Raw genomic sequence first — 18,364 nt, 5'->3', positions numbered from 1 at the left:
AAATATTATTTATTTCATAGGGTTAATGTATGTCTATTTTTTTATACGAAAAACGTTTCGTTAGTCTGAGCACATCTTGGGTACTTAAATCATTAGTTGTTGCTGTTGCACTTTCAACTGGTGTCGTAACAAACGCAGCCAGTTCAAATCAGAACCTTACTGAAAATACACAACCACAGCGTGTACAGAATGTTTTAACGTTTGAGCAAGTACTTGATCAGGTTAAGCAATTTCAGACTCAAACAGGAATTTGGCAAACTCAACAAGACATTGCAGAGAGCAATATCAAACAGAGCCAGCTATGGGAAAATCCGACGGTTTCTGTACAGCAAACGGGTTTTAAATCTGGAAAAGATCAGGAACTAGAACTTGGTATCTCGCAAAAACTAGATATTTTTGGTGTACGCTCCGCAGCAAAAAAACTGGCAAGTGTTCAGCAAAACCAAGTTGAGTTGAATCAGGTTTTATATGAGGCTCAGCTAAAGCTGGCAGTCAAATATTTATGGTCACAAGTATCGATTTTAGAGCTTGAACATGAAGTTGCCAAAGCACAGTTAAGAACGAGTAAAAACCTTTTAGATGCGACCCGTTTACGTTTTCAGGCGGGCAGTATTGCTCAGGTTGATTTAGATCGGACTTTAATGACGCATGTTGAAAACCAGCGTTTGTATCAGGAAGTTGAATTATCTCTGAGTAGTGCCAAAAGAAAATTGGCGAACTTATGGGGTGAGACGGCAGATAACTTCACGTTACGTCCAGATATAAAAAGTGCGTGGCCTTTAAAAAATGAAGGTGATATCGATCAATACTTAAAACAGAATTTGTTAGAACAGTCCATGCGGCTTCAAGCAATCCAACAAAATTCTGAAATTAATTATTTAAAGGCAAAAAATCGCCCTACGCCTACCGTAAATATGGGCGTGGTTCGTAGTAAAACTGCAGAAACGAGCAGTACCGAAAATCAGATACGAGTAGGTATTGCGGTTCCTTTAAATATTTTTAATCGCCAGCAATATGCGTTGAAAGCTGCCCGAAGCAAACTTGATTTAATTGACCAGCAGCAAAGCTTTTATAAAAAGCAAAGTCTGAATTCTATTCGTACCCTACAGTACGAGTTGGCTGGTTTGAAGCAGCAATATAACTTGATGAATGAGCAACAGATTCCTTTATCAGAGACGGTACAGGAGAAAATGTTGCTTGGCTTTAAAGTTGGTAAATTTGCAATTACTGACGTCCAGCAATCTACCCTTCAATTACAAGAACAACGTTTGAAAAAAGTTCAACTCCTTAAATCTGCTTGGCAAAAAGCAATTGAAGCAGAAAGTTTAGCCCTCGGGATCGATCCAAATATGGTGATGTCTGGAGATGCATTAAATCAAATTAATCAAAATTTATGGCAAGACACCTATAAGTTGCCGACAGTTGGAGGGGCAGAGTAATGTCAGTTAAAAAAATGAAAAACCAATGGCTTATTGCTCTTTTGTTGTTGATTATCTGTCTTGCTTTAAGTGCTTGGCTATTTTTCTCTGGAAAAAAACAGTCCAATACCGAGAAAAGTGAAGAAGGGCATGCAGAAGGTGAAGCTGGCCATGGTGAGTCTGAAAAAGAGGAAGGAAGTTTAAATCTGACTTCTAAGCAACTGGTTGAATATGGCGTGAAGTTAGAGCAAGTAGGGCGTGGAGAAGTTGAGCAGAGCCTTTCTTATCCTGCCAAACTTGTCGTAAACACAGACCAGCAAGCACATGTCTCTTCAACTTTTTCTGCACGAGTAGACAGCGTAAATGTTGCACTGGGACAACAAGTTGAAAAGGGTCAGGCCCTGGCGACTTTATTTGTACCAGATTTAGTTGATCAACAAGCTAACTTAAGCATGGCGCAAGAAGCACTGACATTAACGCAGCAAGATTATCAGCGTGAAAAACAATTGTGGGAACAAGGTGTTTCAGCACGTCAAGATTATCAGCGTGCTTATAATGCTTATCGTCAGGCACAAATTCAGGTACAGGCAGCAAATAGCCGTTTAAGTGCCTTAGGAGCGACTCGCTCAAGTAAAGGTCGATATGTTTTAACTGCACCTTTAAGCGGTGTAATCAGTAATAAAGATATTGTGATTGGTGAGCAAATTGGTCCTGATAAACAGTTATTTGTTATTGATCGCCTAGATCAGTTATGGGTTGAGTTTGTGCTACCAAGTGCAAATACCAATATTCAGCCTAATCAGGAAATTGAATTTAAATCGCTGCAAACGAATAATATTTTCAAAGCGCAGGTGCAAAGCCTAACTTCAGAAGCGGATACTCAAACTGGTCGTTTACAGGTTCGTGCCAAGGTGCTGACACCTTCAAAAGAATTACGTCCTAACTTAATGGTCAACGTGTTACTGAAACAAAATAATGCAGCGACTGTATTACGGGTTAACAAGGCAGCGGTACAACAGATTGATGGAAAGAATGTGGTCTTTGTTGCAAAACAGGAGAAGGACAAAATTCATTTCGCTCCTGTTGCGGTAGTGTTAGGCAACTATTCTTCAGATGCGCAATGGGTAGAGGTTAAATCAGGAATTACTGAAAAGCAGCAATATGTGACTCAAGGTAGCTTCTTGCTTAAGTCCGAACTTGAAAAAGGGGAGGCTGAGCATGGACATTAATAAACCTGATTTGCCAGAGGCTGAAGGTTTGTTTGATCGGATCATTCAGTTTTCAATTAAAAATGCCATCTGGGTCATGATGTTTGTTATTGCTTGGATTGGTGTTGGAATTTATAGCTACCAGAAACTTTCAATTGATGCCGTGCCAGATATCACCAATGTGCAGGTACAAATCAATAGTCAGGCCAATGGTTTTACGGCACCAGAAGTTGAGCAAAGGATCACTTATCCGATTGAAAATGCCATGTCTGGTATTCCAAATCTGGAACAGACGCGTTCAATTTCCAGATATGGTCTTTCTCAGGTCACGATTATCTTTAAAGATGGTACTGACATTTACTGGGCAAGACAGCTGATTAACCAGCGTTTACAAGAAGCCAAGAGTGCTTTACCCGATAGCATTGATCCGCAAATGTCTCCAATTTCAACTGGACTCGGTGAGATTTATCAGTGGGTGGTAAAAGCAGAGCCAAATGCCAAAAAAGCAGATGGTTCAGCCTATAGCGCGATGGATCTACGTGAAATTCAAGACTGGATTATTCGTCCTCAGTTACAACGCGTACAAGGGGTAGCCGAGGTTAATAGTATTGGTGGATATAACAAAACCTATGTGGTTTCACCAGATCTGACGCGGTTACAGCAGTTGCAGATTCCACTCACCGACTTACAGGATGCGCTTCAAAATAATAACGAAAACCGCGGTGCTGGATTTATTGAAGAGAATGGTCAGCAACTCACAGTTCGTGTTCCGGGTATGCTGACGTCGATACAAGACATTCAGAACGTTACGGTCACAACTAAAAACGGTTTACCTATACGGGTTGCTGATGTGGCTTCAGTATCGATTGGTCATGACTTGCGTACTGGTGGTGCTACCTATAATGGGCAGGAAACTGTTTTAGGTATCGCCATGATGATGATGGGTGAAAACAGTAAAACTATTGCCAAAGCGATTGATCAGAAAGTTCAAGAAATTCAAAAATCACTCCCTCAGGGTGTCGTGATTGAGACAGTCTATGATCGTAGTAGTCTCGTAGATAAAGCGATTAAAACGGTAGCCAAAAATTTGATTGAAGGGGCGATTTTAGTCATTGTTATCCTTTTCATTTTTTTAGGAAACTTTCGCGCTGCTTTAATCACCGCTTGTATTATTCCCTTGGCAATGCTTTTTACCTTAACGGGTATGGCAGAACAAAAAATCAGTGCTAACCTCATGAGCTTGGGAGCTTTGGACTTCGGGATCATTGTAGATGGGGCAGTTGTTATTGTTGAAAACTGTATTCGGCGTTTAGCTGAAGCACAGCATTTAAAAGGTCGTTTATTAACACGTTCAGAACGTTTTACAGAGGTCTTCCTCGCAGCTAAACAGGCACGACGGCCATTAATATTTGGTCAGATCATTATTATGGTCGTATACCTACCAATTTTTGCTCTGGCAGGCGTAGAAGCAAAAATGTTCCATCCTATGGCAATGACGGTTGTCCTAGCGCTATTGGGAGCAATTATTCTATCTGTGACCTTTGTGCCGGCTGCTGTCGCTTTGTTTGTTACGGGTGAAGTGAAGGAAAAAGAAAGTCGTTGGATGATGACCTTAAAAAAAGGTTATGCAGGCTTACTCGATAAAGCTTATGCCTTTCGATATGTTGTTGTTACAGCAGCGGTCAGCATCTTGATTTTAACAAGTGCAATTGCAACAAGAGTAGGAAGTGAGTTCGCACCTCAGTTAAGTGAAGGTGATTTTGCGTTGCAACTCATGCGTGCACCGAGCACTGGCATAGAAGAGTCGCTTAAGATTCAGGAGAATGTGGAAAAGCAGTTATTGAAAGCTTTTCCCGAAATTAAAGCCATTTTTGCAAGAACAGGAACGGCCGAGGTTGCTACGGATGTGATGCCTCCTAATATTTCTGATGGTATTGTGCTATTAAAACCACACGATCAGTGGCCAAACCCTAAAGAAACAATAGATGAATTGCGTGCCAGAATGCTGCAATTCGTGAACCAGATTCCTGGTAATAACAGTGAATTCTCACAACCAATTGAACTACGTTTTAATGAGCTTATTTCAGGTGTACGAAGTGATATTGGCGTGAAAGTTTTTGGGGATGATATGCAGGTCCTCAATCAGGAAGCAGAGAAAATAGCTCAACAATTACGTAGTATTCAAGGTGCTAGTGAAGTCAAAGTTGAACAGACTGACGGTTTACCATTACTGAATGTAGATGTTGATCATGCATTGGCTGCCCAATACGGATTATCAGTTAAATCGATTCAGAATATTGTCGCTGCTAGCATTGGTGGACAGAGTGTAGGGCAAATTTTACAGGGCGATAGACGTTTCGATTTTGTGATCCGCCTACAGGAAAACATGCGTACACCTCAGCAGTTAGCTCAGTTACCGATTCGCTTACCAAATGGAGGTCTGATTCAGTTACAAGACGTCGCAAAGGTTGAGAATATTTTAGGCCTTGCTCAAGTAAGTCGTGAAAATGGTAAACGCCGTGTTGTTGTGACAGCAAATGTGCGTGATCGGGACCTTGGGTCTTTTGTACAAGAAATGCAAAGCAAGCTATCACAGCAAAAGTTACCTAGCGGTTATTGGTTAGGCTATGGCGGACAGTTTGAGAATCTTGCTTCTGCTACTGCAAGAATGCAAATCGTCGTACCTATGGCACTCATCATGATCTTTGTGTTGCTGATGGCTGTATTTAGCAATTTTAAAGATAGCTTACTGGTATTTAGTGGTGTTCCTTTCGCTTTATCTGGTGGATTAGTCGCTTTATGGTTGAGGGATATTCCACTTTCCATGTCTGCTGGGGTTGGGTTCATCGCTTTATCGGGTGTTGCTGTATTGAATGGTCTGGTCATGCTCACGTTTATTAAAGAGCTGAGAACAACTTTAGATGTTCATGCGGCAACTTGGAAAGGAGCGGTATTACGATTACGTCCAGTATTAATGACAGCATTCGTAGCTTCACTTGGTTTCATTCCGATGGCCTTGGCGACAGGAACCGGAGCAGAAGTACAACGACCTTTGGCAACGGTTGTAATTGGTGGCATTATTTCATCTACGATATTAACTTTGGTTTTATTACCAGTGATTTACCGATGGATGAATGAAAGCAAAGCAAAAAACGCTGAGCATTCATAATGTCATCGTTTTGAGATATCTTTTTTGATGAAAGCGTCAATTCAAAAAAGTGTTTGAAAGAGGTAAAAGTAAAAAATGTATCTATCGTTACTTTTACCTCTCCATAAAGATAAATAATAAGGAGTCCGCAAAATGGGTGGACAACATGGTCATGATCATAGTCATGCTGTAGTGACTGAAGGTAATGCTAAGAAATTAATGATTGCTTTAGCACTGACTTCAACATTTTTAATTGTTGAGGTCGTAGCTGGTTTAATCACGCAAAGTTTGGCATTACTCTCCGATGCTGCGCATATGTTTACTGATGCTGCTGCTCTGGCAATTGCTTTGGTTGCAATTCAGATCGCAAAGCGTCCAGCTGATAATAAACGTACTTTTGGTTATCAGCGCTTTGAAATTCTGGCTGCATTGTTTAATGCGCTCATGCTGTTCGTGGTAGCGATTTATATTTTATATGAAGCTTATATCCGCTTCTCTAAGCCGCCTGAAATTCAAAGTGTGGGCATGCTCATTGTAGCAACCATTGGTTTGGTGATTAACCTCATCTCAATGAAAATCCTCATGTCGAGTGCCAATAACAGCCTAAATGTGAAAGGTGCTTATTTAGAGGTATTGAGTGATGCGCTAGGCTCGGTTGGCGTTATCATTGGTGCAGTTGTGATTTATTTCACCAACTGGTACTGGGTCGATACGATTATTGCGGTACTGATTGGTTTTTGGGTATTACCAAGAACATGGGTTTTACTTAAACAAAGTATCAATATTTTGCTCGAAGGTGTACCCGAAGAAGTCGATATTGAAAAGTTACGTGCAGATTTACTGTCTTTAAATGGTGTTGAAAGTATTCACCAACTCAAGGTATGGGCGATTACTTCTAAAAACATCCATTTAACTGTGCATTTATTTGCACCTGACGCTGATCGCACCAAGCTTTATCAAGATGCTGTTGAAATGCTTTCCCATGAGCATGGTATTGGCGAAGTGACATTGCAAATTGAAGATGATGCCGAGATCAATTGCCAGCATATTGCTCAACATGCTTCACATGAACATGATGAGACTGACAAAGAACATTCACATCAGCACTAAGCTGATGTGAATACTTTTTTAAATTTCCCATTCGTGATTGCAGTCACGACATTTCCAGTGTTTTTGTGACTGCATAAATGCTTGCATAGACAATTTAAAGTCCGGCAGATCACGCCAGAACATAAAACCTGCCCCTAAAGTCACAACAAAAACAACGACCGTTGCAATTTGTAGAGAAGTGCCTGCACCATTGCCAAAAATCCACATAAAAATACTAATCACCACCAAGAGTAATAGTACAAAAATGGCAGGAACTAAAATCACTAAGCTTTTAGGCACAACAGGCTTGGCACTGTTAACACCTTGGCTTACAGGCATAATTTTAACACTTTGACATTGAGGGCAACGATATTGCATGACAGCTCCACATTAAATTTGAATCTATTCTAACGGAAATGCAAAGAAAGGAAAAAAATTGTAGGGTTTTTAAAAAGTGGCGTGAAAATGAGATATAAAATACTTTTTTGAAACAAGGATATATAAAAAAATGATGATTTATGCGTACACATAAAAGTTAAAATAATACTGTAGAGCATGCTAATCTAGATAAAAACCAAGTGTATTCAACACTGGAAATGAGCTGAAAAGCTTATTAGTAGGATGCGAAAGAAATATAAAAAGGAGAAGGACTTGGGTCAAGAAGATGACAATAAGTCGGAGCCTATAACGACATCAACAGTTTCAGGGGCCCCTGACCCTATAAAACTGTCATTCTCACGCCGATTGCTGCATAAGACCTTGCAACATGCTCATGATGCAGTTGGCTTTGCTAGTGATACGACACGTAATCTTGCAGAGGTTGCAGATGCAGCTTTAGATGCTTTAGACCATGTAACAACTCATACAAAGCGAGGGGTTGTTGGCATGACCAATCTGGCAGCTGGAACTGTTAGAGACATGGTGTCTGAAACGAGCGAAACTGCGCGGCAAGTTGCGTTAATTATGGCCCGTACTTTTCTAGGGAAAAGTACGCTGAATTTATATTTGCCTGAAATGCTGTTAAACAGTCAAATTCGTAAACGAATAGATCGTTCAGAAATTGATGATATTAAAGTTCAGTGTGGGAACGATCGATTTCAGGTTGAAATAGATGGACACTATCACCGTTTTATATATCGACTTAGTTTAGATTTCCGTGTGTTGGAATGTCGAATTGGGCAAGAAAAATTTTTACGCTTACGCCAAATGGATGAAAGTTTAGATGTGCAAATTCGTCATGGGGGAACTTTTTCCAATTGGGCTGTGCGTCGAATTGGACGAGTTGGTTTTGAAGTCATTAATATGTTGCCTATACCATCGCTGATTAATCATTTGATTCGTGATATTCCAGGCATTCAGCGTGATGGTCATCGGATGTGGTTTATTGACCTTGAACAGGCAGGATTTATTGACTTCATTAATAACCGTTCCTGGATGGTCGAGAAGCTTTTAAACTTAACCGACTTTAGTATTTTACCGGGGCTTAATATTTTGAGAGAAAGCCGTGAGCTTGTACAGCAATTGGTAGATCAGTTTGAAATAAAAGGTTTGCGAGTTCAATCAGGTCGTCTTGAAGTTCAAGTTGGAATTGCGAATTAAATTATCTTCATGAGAAGCTGATTGATGATCAGCTTTTTTTATTGTCTAGATAAGAAAAAAGCCACTGTCGTTATGCAGTGGCTTTTTAGAATTTGGCGTCCCTACGGGGATTCGAACCCCGGTTACCGCCGTGAAAGGGCGATGTCCTAGGCCTCTAGACGATAGGGACTTATATGAGGCTAGTTACCTGTATACAGTAAACTGCTTACCTAAATTCTCGACAAAGATAATTAATCTTTGCTTTTCCTCGAATTTAGTGGCGTCCCTACGGGGATTCGAACCCCGGTTACCGCCGTGAAAGGGCGATGTCCTAGGCCTCTAGACGATAGGGACGTTTCAGAGGTGGGCGTATATTAGGTCGATTTAATAAAAGTGTCAAATAGTTTTATGAAGAAATATTAAAAAAAACGGTCAAGCGCTTAAAAATAACTCAAATTGTAGAAAATATAGGCATTTATGGCTTATTTTTATTGAAAAGGTTCAATAATGGCTTTGATAACTTCATGATGCTGTAAGTAACCAACAATTTCATGGGGCTGGTTAGCAAAAGTAAAAATCTCTTGATTAATGATGGGTGGGGTAAAATCAAAAGGTGCTTCACTTAACGGGAAAGCGGTTAAAAAATCATCTTTTGAGTAGAAATTATACCAATCACCATTGAGGCATTTTGGTCGTTCAATCGGAATGGGAAGTTTACTTTGGATCACCCGAAAAGAAAGTGGTGAAGCCAAGGTAACAAAGCGTTGTATTGAAAAATGATAAGCCGGATCTGATAATAAGTGAAATGCAATCACAGAACCCAAAGAGTGTGCAACTACAATGCAGTCTTCATCATCGTGCATTTGTTTTAAAATTCTTTGGTGAACTTCATGCATAAAATCAGGATTTGATAAATACATATACGTTTCAATTAAGAATTGTTGAATTAAGCTCTCGTGTAGTTTTGGAAAACTATTTAAAAGGACTACCATTTCCTTAAGAACACGGTCTTTTACTAACTGAGAGGTTAGATATAGGCGTTCTGATAAGCTTTCTGCTGGTTGATCTGGGGAAAGCGGAAGCTGAGGAACAAAAGGAGTATGTTCCTTAAGTGTAGGGGGTTGTTGGTTTAAGTGGATAGGCAAGTGAAAGTTAAAAGATTTTGGAAGTAAGGTGTTTAGGTCTAATTGATTGGATAATTGATATTTCGTCATTAAATCGCCATAAAATGGCATATGTATATGTAGATCTCTTAAATTAACTCTACAATGTAATTGTTTTAAGCCCAGTTTAAATACTTTTAGCCAATGCTCCTTTAAGCTATGTGCTGTGTAATTCTGCTGATTCATCCCATGGATAAATATAATTTTCATTGTAGGCAAAGAATTGTTTTTAATATAAATTTTAATCTACAACGGTAGATTCTATAAAGCCAGTATCTAGGCAAAAAAAAGTGTAGCTTTTTGCTACACTTTTTAATTACAAGCACTTAAGCTTTGTCGCGATAAAAAATAAAGTAACTTACATAGCATAAAGCAGTAAAAATTAAGCAACCTACAAAACCTGCTCGCATTTGAGGGTCAGCTGCCATACTTAAACAGGTAATAAAGCAGAAAAGAAAACCTAAAATTGGAACGATAGGGAATAGTGGTGCCGCATATTTTAAATCTTTAACTGTATGACCTGATCTATACCATTGGCGGCGGAAATTGAACTGACTTAAACAAATACTCATCCAGACAATAACCATGGTAAAAGCTGCAACACCGAGTAAGTTTTTAAAGATGGTTTCAGGTGCAAACTGTTCCGATAACAAACCTGGAATTGCGCCAAACATGGTAACAACCAAAGCAACAATAGGTGTTCCACTTTTTGAAAGTGTGGCAAATACACTTGGAAGTAGTTTTTGTTCTGATAAAGACCACATCATTCGTGAAGCTGCATACAAACCTGAATTTGCAGCTGAGAGCAGTGCCGTAATAATTACAAAACGAATGATGTCATCAGCATATGGAATCCCGATGTAATTAAATACAGTAACGAAAGGACTGCTACTTACACTTTCACTGCTTAAGCCTGCAAGCTGGAAAGGAAGTAATGCGCTAATCACAATAATGGTGCCTACAAAGAAGATAAGAAGACGCCAGATTGCAGCATTAATCGCTTTAGGGACGTTTTGTGCAGGATCTTTCGTTTCACCAGCAGCCACACCAATCAGTTCTGTTCCAGAGAACGCAAAATTCACAATCAGCATGGTCGTAAAGATAGGGAGGAAACCGTGTGGGAACCAGCCTTGGGCAGTTAAATTACTAAACAGAGGAGCAGTTTGAGCGCCATGAAAAGGAATTAAACCAAAAATAGCTAATAACCCAAGCACAATAAACGCAATTACAGTAACCACCTTAACCAGTGCTAGCCAGAACTCTGACTCGGCGAATACTCGAGTTGAACTAATATTTAGTCCAAAAATAGTCACTGCAAAAATAAGTGTCCAGATCCACATTGAAATTTGTGGAAACCATTCCTGCATCAGTAGAGCAGCAGCGGTAAACTCGGTTCCTAGCGTTGCTGTCCAAGTTAGCCAGTACATCCATGAAATCATGTAACCTGTACTTGGGCTAATGTACTTTTGCGCATATGCACCAAAAGAGCCAGAAACAGGCATGTGGACAGCCAGCTCGCCCAAACAGAGCATAACCATGTAAGCAATCGCACCCCCAAGAATGTAGGCAATAATTGCGCCAATAGGTCCAGTTTGTGAAATGACTTCCCCTGAACCTAAAAATAAACCAGTACCGATTGCTCCCCCTAGCGATAACATCACAAGGTGGCGAGTACTCATGGCTCTTTTTAAAGGTGCAGTACTGTTCTGATGCTGAGCATCTAGTTGATTGTCAGATGGCTGCATATTACACATTGAGAGAATTTGAGAAAGACGCTATTTTAGATAAAATAGACAAATGTGCAATCAAGAAGGTGTCAAAGAATAGACAGGAAGGTGACGAAAGAGTCTTTAAAATGAATTTTTCAAAAAGAAAATGGCGTCCCTACGGGGATTCGAACCCCGGTTACCGCCGTGAAAGGGCGATGTCCTAGGCCTCTAGACGATAGGGACTTGATGAGGCAAACACAAAGGATCTTGGTGGAGCCAAGCGGGATCGAACCGCTGACCTCTACAATGCCATTGTAGCGCTCTACCAACTGAGCTATGGCCCCAGTTTGTGTGAGCGCAATATTAGGGTGAATGCGCCCACACGTCAATAAAAAAATGAATTAAGCTTCGCTAGTTGCTTCATTTTTCGGCAATTTTAAGCTTTCATTGAGTTTTTCCCAGATTTTTACTTCTTTTTTGCTCGGTGCACCCACAATTTCTAATGCATGTCGTAAACGAGCAAAGGTTAAATCAGGGCCAAGCGTAACCATTGATTGCATCACTGGTGTTGAGCTGGTTGAGCCGGCAATTGCAATAAAGAACGCTGGCATAAAGTCACGTAATTTAATACCCATCTGATTTGCCAAGTCCATTAAGGTTTGGCTAACCGTGTCATTATTCCAAGTAAATTGACCTTCAAGACGCCAAATTGCAAATTGTAGGCTTTGACGAACTTGTTCTTGAGTCAATTTTTTACTTTCAAACATTTCGGCTGTAATTTGTGGCATATGGTTAAAGTAAAAACCAGCCCAATTCACGGCTTCAGAAAGTAAATTAATACGTGGTTGAATAGCGGCAGCAATGTCTTCTAAAGTGCTGCGATCACTTTTCCAAGTAAGCAAACGGTCTAATAGTTGGCCTGGTGTTAAGCCTTTAATCCATTGGCCATTTAACCAATTGAGTTTTTCGACATCAAAAATTGGGCCACCCAAAGATACACGTTGGATATCAAAGTGATCCATCATGTCTTGAAGGGTAAATACTTCACGCTCATCTGGCATTGACCAGCCCATACGGCCTAAATAGTTGAGTAAGGCTTCTGGTAGAACACCGATATCGCGGTAGTAGTTAATTGATGTTGGGTTTTTACGTTTAGATAATTTTGATTTATCTGGGTTGCGTAACAATGGCATATGGCAAAGCGTTGGCATTTCCCAACCAAAGTATTGGTAAAGCAACTGATGCTTCGGTGCAGATGGAAGCCATTCTTCACCACGTAATACATGAGTGATTTCCATTAAATGGTCATCAACTACGTTTGCTAAATGGTAAGTTGGCAAACCATCTGTTTTAAGAAGCACTTGCATGTCGACTTGTGCCCAAGGAATTTCTACTTCCCCGCGTAATAAGTCATTAAATTTACATACACCTTCTTCTGGTACTTTCATACGAATGACATGAGGTTCACCCGCTTCAAGGCGGCGAGTAACTTCTTCTTGAGAAAGCTTTAAGCCACGGCCATCATATTTTGGTGTTTCACCACGTGCTTGCTGTTCAGCACGCATCTGATCTAGTTCTTCTGCTGTCGCGAAACAGTAAAAAGCATGACCTTTTTCAACAAGTTCTAACGCGTATTGCTTATAAATTCCCATGCGCTCTGATTGGCGATAAGGTGCGTGAGGACCACCCACATCTGGACCTTCAGACCAGTTTAAACCTAACCAGCGTAAAGAATCTAAAATCATTTTTTCAGATTCTGGTGTAGAGCGAAGTTGGTCTGTATCTTCAATTCTTAAAATAAATTCCCCGCCATGTTGTTTCGCAAAACACATGTTGAATAAGGCAATGTAGGCAGTACCAACATGAGGGAAACCAGTAGGAGAAGGTGCAATACGAGTACGAACTTTCATAGATAATGGGTCAAAATAAAAATTGAAACTATTATAACGAAAAAGCCCAGTATTCTGACGTTTTTATTTAACGGCAGACTGGGCTTAATTTGAAACGATGAGGGGCCGTTTCAAATATTAAGAAGTATGTGGCTGGAAAATTGCCTGAACAAAACGTGAAAAACGTTCATGCTGTGCAGCAAGAAAATTTTGAGTAGGTGTCACACGAATAGTGTTAAGTACTTTTAGCTCATCATCTGTAGATGGTAAGGCTATAGTATTGCGTTTTTGTTGGTCTAGCGCTTTTTCAATAAGCGAAGACTGACGGTCGGAAACGCCTTTGCTCGGTGTATCTTTGAGTGCTGCGGCAACAGATAATTGTGATGCAAAACTGAGCACCAAACCCAAACTCAAAGCTTTTCCATACTTAGTTTTCATTTTTACTCATCCCCTCAGTACGTACATTTCGTCTATTTTTTGAGTTTAACCAAATGTAAATTACGGTAACGCTACGATTCAAACATAAATTTTAATAAAAAAGTAGAACTATGTCACACTTTTTACAAAAAACACCTTTATTTCACCTTGGTATCTTTCAAATGTATCCTATCTGTATCCATTACGTCTCATTATTTAACAAATTAATGTGTAGATAAAGTGAAGACTATAAATAAACTATAAGAATAATTACAAAACTTTTCGAAATTATGAGTAAAAACTAAGCAAAATTTATATCGTTTAAAGTGATTAGTAAACCTTGAATTGTTATAAGTATTTGATGGAAAAATGAAAACATAAAAATATAGTATAGTTTAAAAATGAAATTGGTTTTTATAAATGAAAAGAATAGCAATAATTGCGGTCGCTACATATATGGGGTTAGCCATAAGTGCAGTACAGGCTGCGACTACATTTTTAAATGTTTCTTATGATCCAACTCGCGAATTTTATCAAGAATATAATCAGGCTTTTGGAAAGTTCTGGAAGCAACGTACAGGTCAGGACGTTGATTTTAAACAATCCCATGGTGGCTCTGGGAAACAGGCTCGAGCTGTAGCGACAGGCCTTCAAGCAGATGTGGTGACTTTGGCTTTAGCGAATGATATTGATGAAATTGTTAAAGCCGGATATATCCAGCCGAACTGGCAAAAAGAGTTTCCTAATAACTCTGCGCCCTATACCTCCACAGTTGTTTTTCTGGTTAGGAAAGGTAATCCAAAAAATATTCGTGATTGGAATGACTTAACTAAACCTGGTGTTGAAATTATTACGCCTAATCCGAAAACGGGGGGAGCACCGCGCTGGATTTATCTTTCTGCATGGGGATATGCTTTAAAACAGCCGGGTGGAAATGATGCCAAAGCAAAAGAGCTGGTTAAAAAACTTTATCACAATGTCAAAGTGCTAGATTCTGGGGCACGTGGTTCGCTGACTACATTTGCTGAGCGTGGAATTGGAGACGTTCTACTCTCTTGGGAGAATGAAGCATTATTGGCAACTAAAGGGCTTGATAAAGATAAATATGAAATTGTTTATCCATCCATTTCAATTTTGGCAGAGCCTTCTGTTGCGATTGTAGATAAAACAGTCGACAAGGACGGTAACCGTACCTTGGCAAAAGGCTATCTTAACTTTTTATATTCACCTTTAGGACAAGAGTTGGCCGCTAAACATTACTTCCGACCACGTAATCCTCAGGTCGCTGCAAAATATGCAGCACAATTTCCAAAAATTAAATTATTTACGATTAATGATGTTTTTGGTGGGTGGGCAAAAGCTCAGCAAACTCACTTTGCCAATGGAGCCATCTTCGATCAGATTTATGAAGGGAAATAGTAAAGATAAATATAGCTAGAGTAGCCGTTTAAAGATTACTTAAACTTTTAATATTGAAGCAAGTGAACCTGAAAAGGTGAGCTTGCTTTTTTATTTTGCTTAAAAAATGCAAAGAAAACGGTTTTCTCTATGAAAAATTAATATTTTCCTACAAAAAGCCGTTTGGTGTTCATCATAAACAAGGTGATAATGTGCAGTTACATTTTTACGCTATGATTTAACTCCTATGTCGCATATTTCTGTCTTACTTTTTGAGACCGTTGAAAGCTTATTGGCAGATCGCACAACTGGGGTGTATATCGATGCAACCTTTGGACGAGGCGGGCATACGCGCTTATTATTGTCTAAACTCGATGAAAATGCTCGAGTATATGCCTTTGATAAAGACCCTCAAGCTCTGGAAGTTGCGGCTGCTTTAGCACAAGAAGACCCAAGATTTACCATTATTCATGCAAGTTTTGCTGAAATTAAAGAAAAAATGCAGGAAATTGGGGTGCAAAGTGTCGATGGAATTATGGCAGACTTAGGTGTGTCTTCTCCTCAATTAGATCAAGCTGAACGCGGCTTTAGTTTTATGCAAGATGGTCCTTTGGACATGCGTATGGATAACTCTAAAGGATTGACGGCTGCCGAGTGGTTGCTTGAAATTGAAGAGGAGCAGTTGGCGAATATCATTTATCAATATGGTGAAGAACGATATAGTCGACGTATTGCTAAAGCAATTAAACAGGCTGGAAAATTAGATACGACAGCACAATTGGCTGAACTTGTAAAAACAGCCCATCCAAAATGGGAAAAACATAAGCATCCGGCTACGCGTACTTTTCAGGCAATTCGTATTGCTATTAACAAAGAACTAGATGATATTGAAGTGTTTTTGCCGCAAGCTGTAGACTTGCTTAAACCAAAAGGACGTTTGTCTGTGATCAGCTTCCATTCGCTTGAAGACCGGTTGATCAAACAGTTTATTCAAAAAGAATCAACGCTTGCAGAGGACTCTGGTTGGGGTATGCCTCAACAACAAGTTGATACCAGAAGATTAAAGAAAATTTCACGGGTTCGTGCGAGTGAAGAAGAAGTAAAAGCGAACCCACGTTCACGTAGTGCATGGCTTCGGGTTGCTGAACGCTTGGAACAAAAAGGCGCGTAATGAAAAGCAGTGATGAAATCGAAACCACAGAAAATAAAGTGGTCAAAAAAGTTGTGATATATACAGTCATGGTGGCATTGGTTTTTATCAGTGCCATGATGGTGGTATTACAGGTATTTGAATACCGTCATGATTATAGAGAGTTAAGCTCTTATATGCGTGAACGTGACGACCTCAATGCTGAATGGGGACGTTTATTGATTGAGCAACAAACATTTGGTGCGACTGCTCAAATTGGTACGCGTGCTGTGACACAATTACGAATGTTTTCGCCACCGGCTGCAGAAACGGTGGTAATTTCTTTACCGATGACCTCAGAGCAAAATAAGTAAGGCCTTGCTGTATGGTAGATAAGCGAACAAAGCAAACACGAAAAAAACAGCAGTCTATTTCGGAAAAACCAAGTCTTGCCTTTGATATGTGGCGGTTTTATCTGCTCTGGGCAGTGGTGCTCCTGTGTTTTGTGGTATTAATTGCACGTGCATTTTACGTTCAAATTATTAATAAGGACTTTTTACAAAATAAGGCCAATGCCAATATTTTGCGTACTGAACGTGTAGAAGCCATGCGTGGTGTGATTAGTGATCGTCACGGTGTACCTTTAGCGATTAGTAGTCCAATCATGAAAATTGTGATGGACCCACGTGATTATTTTGAAACCAAACATTTATACGATCAAATTACCGCTGAACTAAAACAAGATCCGAAAAATCGTAAATTAAAACGCCAGTTACCAGATAAAAATTTAAACCTAGATGAGCTTGCCGATGTGGTCGGTGTTGACCGTGCTGATCTTAAAAAACAGATGAATGCACGTCCGCGTTCTCGCTATTTGGTTTTGAAAAAAGAAGTACCACCGCAACAAGCCGACCTCATTATGAAAGGTAACTTCCAAGGGGTTTACGCAGAAAAAACTTATAAACGTTATTATCCGCAACCACAGCCAAATGCTCAAATTATTGGCTTGACCAACAGTGAAGGTCAGGGGGTTGAAGGCTTGGAAATGCAGCTGAATAAGCAGCTTTCCGGAGTAGATGGCGAACAAAAAATTATTCGTGATAAGCGCGGAAACCGTTTAAAAGTTTCTGAAGTAATCCGTGAGGGTGAACCAGGTGAAAATATCACTTTAAGTATCGACTCTCGCTTACAGTACATTATGTACCGTGAATTGACGGCAGCTGGTGTCGCAAATAATGCACGTTCAGCAACGGCTATTGCGGTTGATGTTAAAACGGGTGAGATTTTGGCTATGACCAGTTGGCCATCTTATAACCCGAATGATAAGAATGGCTTGTCTAATAAGGATGCTATGCGTAACCGTGGTGCGATCGATATGTTCGAGCCGGGTTCAACCATGAAGCCATTCACAATTTCTGCTGCTTTAGAAACGGGTCAATACACACCAAATACCATTGTAAATACCTCACCTGGTTCAATGCGTTTAGGTTGGCATACCATTCGTGATACCCATAACTACGGGACTTTGACCGTAACAGGCGTCATTATTAAGTCTTCAAACGTGGGTTCTGCAAAAATTGCATTATCACTTCCAAAAGAGACATTGCCGACCTTCTTTAATCGTGTTGGTTTTGGTAAGCGTTCTGCTGTGAAGTTCCCAGGGGAAAGTTCTGGTTTAGTACTTCCTGTAAGTAAATTAAACTCTTCTCAAATTGGTACTATGGCTTATGGTTATGGTCTAAACGCAACTATCCTTCAATTGGCTCAAGGCTATGCCATGCTTGCAAATCATGGCGTAAAAATGCCATTAAGCTTGCATAAATTAGATCAGGCACCTAAGGGTGAGCAGGTTCTTAATCCGAAAATTGCTGATCAAGTCTTGTTAATGCTTGAGCAAGTGACTATGCCGGGTGGTACAGCGACACAAGCCAATATTCCAGGCTATCGAGTAGGTGGTAAAACAGGTACCGCTCATAAATTGCGTGCTGATGGTAAGGGTTACTCAAATAGTGAATATCGTGCTTTATTTGCCGGCGTTGCACCAATCAGTGATCCGCGTCTAGCTGTTATTGTGGTTGTGGAAAATCCACAAGGTCGTTATTACGGTGGTTTGGTTGCTGCCCCAGTTTTTGCTCGTATTATGCAAGAGTCGCTACGTTTAATGAACGTGCCGCTTGATAAGCCACTTAATACTCCACAGAATCCTACTCGCAGGTAA

General features: G+C 40.0%; 14 protein-coding genes and 4 tRNA genes. 9 read left to right on the top strand and 9 right to left on the bottom strand.

Annotated features, from left to right (window positions below; genetic code table 11):
- The first annotated feature begins 29 nt into the window (after positions 1-29).
- The 4 genes from AC1PJ9_RS04755 to AC1PJ9_RS04740 all read left to right on the top strand — a co-directional run bounded on the left by AC1PJ9_RS04755 (position 30) and on the right by AC1PJ9_RS04740 (position 6,884).
- Positions 30-1,439 (top strand): TolC family protein, encoded by a 1,410-nt coding sequence (locus AC1PJ9_RS04755; protein WP_311086541.1) that lies wholly within the window; start codon positions 30-32, stop codon positions 1,437-1,439.
- A complete protein-coding gene (locus AC1PJ9_RS04750) occupies positions 1,439-2,647 on the top strand; it encodes an efflux RND transporter periplasmic adaptor subunit (protein WP_311086540.1) in 1,209 nt (402 codons plus the stop codon). Before AC1PJ9_RS04755 ends, AC1PJ9_RS04750 begins: the two co-directional genes overlap by 1 nt.
- Entirely contained in the window at positions 2,637-5,795 is a 3,159-nt protein-coding gene (locus AC1PJ9_RS04745; protein ID WP_311086539.1) for an efflux RND transporter permease subunit, read from the top strand. Before AC1PJ9_RS04750 ends, AC1PJ9_RS04745 begins: the two co-directional genes overlap by 11 nt.
- 132 nt (positions 5,796-5,927) lie before the next feature.
- Positions 5,928-6,884: a cation diffusion facilitator family transporter gene (locus AC1PJ9_RS04740; protein WP_004705149.1), complete on the top strand. Its 957-nt coding sequence runs from the start codon at positions 5,928-5,930 to the stop codon at positions 6,882-6,884.
- Between the two features lie 18 nt (positions 6,885-6,902).
- On the opposite strand, the gene AC1PJ9_RS04735 is transcribed toward AC1PJ9_RS04740, so the two are convergent.
- A complete protein-coding gene (locus AC1PJ9_RS04735) occupies positions 6,903-7,241 on the bottom strand; it encodes a zinc-ribbon domain-containing protein (RefSeq protein ID WP_002051673.1) in 339 nt (112 codons plus the stop codon).
- A 273-nt stretch (positions 7,242-7,514) separates the two neighbouring features.
- Here AC1PJ9_RS04735 and AC1PJ9_RS04730 point away from each other — a divergent pair, with 273 nt between their 5' ends.
- The gene (locus AC1PJ9_RS04730; RefSeq protein WP_311086538.1) at positions 7,515-8,462 is read left to right on the top strand and encodes a hypothetical protein; all 948 of its coding nucleotides are present in this window, start codon (positions 7,515-7,517) and stop codon (positions 8,460-8,462) included.
- 93 nt (positions 8,463-8,555) lie between these two features.
- Here AC1PJ9_RS04730 and AC1PJ9_RS04725 read toward each other — a convergent pair.
- From AC1PJ9_RS04725 to AC1PJ9_RS04690, 8 genes are all read right to left on the bottom strand, one after another.
- Positions 8,556-8,631, bottom strand: a tRNA-Glu gene (locus AC1PJ9_RS04725).
- A gap of 88 nt (positions 8,632-8,719) precedes the next feature.
- Positions 8,720-8,795: transfer RNA gene (locus tag AC1PJ9_RS04720), tRNA-Glu, on the bottom strand.
- A 134-nt stretch (positions 8,796-8,929) separates the two neighbouring features.
- Positions 8,930-9,814 (bottom strand): hypothetical protein, encoded by an 885-nt coding sequence (locus AC1PJ9_RS04715; RefSeq protein ID WP_311086537.1) that lies wholly within the window; start codon positions 9,812-9,814, stop codon positions 8,930-8,932.
- A gap of 116 nt (positions 9,815-9,930) precedes the next feature.
- Positions 9,931-11,349, bottom strand: a complete 1,419-nt coding sequence (locus tag AC1PJ9_RS04710; protein WP_311086536.1) for an amino acid permease — start codon at positions 11,347-11,349, stop codon at positions 9,931-9,933.
- A gap of 131 nt (positions 11,350-11,480) precedes the next feature.
- Positions 11,481-11,556, bottom strand: a tRNA-Glu gene (locus AC1PJ9_RS04705).
- 25 nt (positions 11,557-11,581) lie between these two features.
- A tRNA-Ala gene (locus AC1PJ9_RS04700) sits at positions 11,582-11,657 on the bottom strand.
- Between the two features lie 57 nt (positions 11,658-11,714).
- On the bottom strand, positions 11,715-13,223 hold the full coding sequence (gltX, locus tag AC1PJ9_RS04695) for a glutamate--tRNA ligase (protein WP_311086535.1): 1,509 nt from the start codon (positions 13,221-13,223) through the stop codon (positions 11,715-11,717).
- A gap of 117 nt (positions 13,224-13,340) precedes the next feature.
- Positions 13,341-13,640 carry a DUF4179 domain-containing protein gene (locus AC1PJ9_RS04690; RefSeq protein ID WP_311086534.1) on the bottom strand — a complete coding sequence of 100 codons (300 nt, stop codon included), beginning with the start codon at positions 13,638-13,640 and terminating at the stop codon, positions 13,341-13,343.
- Positions 13,641-14,039: 399 nt separating this feature from the next.
- Here AC1PJ9_RS04690 and AC1PJ9_RS04685 point away from each other — a divergent pair, with 399 nt between their 5' ends.
- The 4 genes from AC1PJ9_RS04685 to ftsI all read left to right on the top strand — a co-directional run bounded on the left by AC1PJ9_RS04685 (position 14,040) and on the right by ftsI (position 18,364).
- Positions 14,040-15,038 (top strand): sulfate ABC transporter substrate-binding protein, encoded by a 999-nt coding sequence (locus tag AC1PJ9_RS04685; protein ID WP_311086533.1) that lies wholly within the window; start codon positions 14,040-14,042, stop codon positions 15,036-15,038.
- Positions 15,039-15,264: 226 nt separating this feature from the next.
- On the top strand, positions 15,265-16,188 hold the full coding sequence (gene rsmH / locus AC1PJ9_RS04680) for a 16S rRNA (cytosine(1402)-N(4))-methyltransferase RsmH (protein ID WP_032027507.1): 924 nt from the start codon (positions 15,265-15,267) through the stop codon (positions 16,186-16,188).
- The gene (gene ftsL, locus AC1PJ9_RS04675) at positions 16,188-16,520 is read left to right on the top strand and encodes a cell division protein FtsL (RefSeq protein ID WP_002051754.1); all 333 of its coding nucleotides are present in this window, start codon (positions 16,188-16,190) and stop codon (positions 16,518-16,520) included. The genes rsmH and ftsL overlap by 1 nt, the downstream gene beginning before the upstream one ends.
- Before the next feature lie 11 nt (positions 16,521-16,531).
- Positions 16,532-18,364 carry a penicillin-binding protein PBP3 gene (gene ftsI / locus AC1PJ9_RS04670; RefSeq protein WP_263614742.1) on the top strand — a complete coding sequence of 611 codons (1,833 nt, stop codon included), beginning with the start codon at positions 16,532-16,534 and terminating at the stop codon, positions 18,362-18,364.

It is taken from the genome of Acinetobacter sp. 70_2 (genome assembly GCF_056736115.1).
This window is presented reverse-complemented; position numbering and strand designations above follow the sequence as displayed.

Bases quoted from the DNA above. Each gene is read 5' to 3' on its own strand.
- AC1PJ9_RS04755 (WP_311086541.1), top strand. From the start codon at position 30: ATGTCTATTTTTTTATACGAAAAACGTTTCGTTAGTCTGAGCACATCT.
- AC1PJ9_RS04750 (WP_311086540.1), top strand. From the start codon at position 1,439: ATGTCAGTTAAAAAAATGAAAAACCAATGGCTTATTGCTCTTTTGTTG.
- AC1PJ9_RS04745 (WP_311086539.1), top strand. From the start codon at position 2,637: ATGGACATTAATAAACCTGATTTGCCAGAGGCTGAAGGTTTGTTTGAT.
- AC1PJ9_RS04740 (WP_004705149.1), top strand. From the start codon at position 5,928: ATGGGTGGACAACATGGTCATGATCATAGTCATGCTGTAGTGACTGAA.
- AC1PJ9_RS04735 (WP_002051673.1), bottom strand. From the start codon at position 7,241: ATGCAATATCGTTGCCCTCAATGTCAAAGTGTTAAAATTATGCCTGTA.
- AC1PJ9_RS04715 (WP_311086537.1), bottom strand. From the start codon at position 9,814: ATGAAAATTATATTTATCCATGGGATGAATCAGCAGAATTACACAGCA.
- AC1PJ9_RS04710 (WP_311086536.1), bottom strand. From the start codon at position 11,349: ATGCAGCCATCTGACAATCAACTAGATGCTCAGCATCAGAACAGTACT.
- gltX (WP_311086535.1), bottom strand. From the start codon at position 13,223: ATGAAAGTTCGTACTCGTATTGCACCTTCTCCTACTGGTTTCCCTCAT.
- AC1PJ9_RS04690 (WP_311086534.1), bottom strand. From the start codon at position 13,640: ATGAAAACTAAGTATGGAAAAGCTTTGAGTTTGGGTTTGGTGCTCAGT.
- AC1PJ9_RS04685 (WP_311086533.1), top strand. From the start codon at position 14,040: ATGAAAAGAATAGCAATAATTGCGGTCGCTACATATATGGGGTTAGCC.
- rsmH (WP_032027507.1), top strand. From the start codon at position 15,265: ATGTCGCATATTTCTGTCTTACTTTTTGAGACCGTTGAAAGCTTATTG.
- ftsL (WP_002051754.1), top strand. From the start codon at position 16,188: ATGAAAAGCAGTGATGAAATCGAAACCACAGAAAATAAAGTGGTCAAA.
- ftsI (WP_263614742.1), top strand. From the start codon at position 16,532: ATGGTAGATAAGCGAACAAAGCAAACACGAAAAAAACAGCAGTCTATT.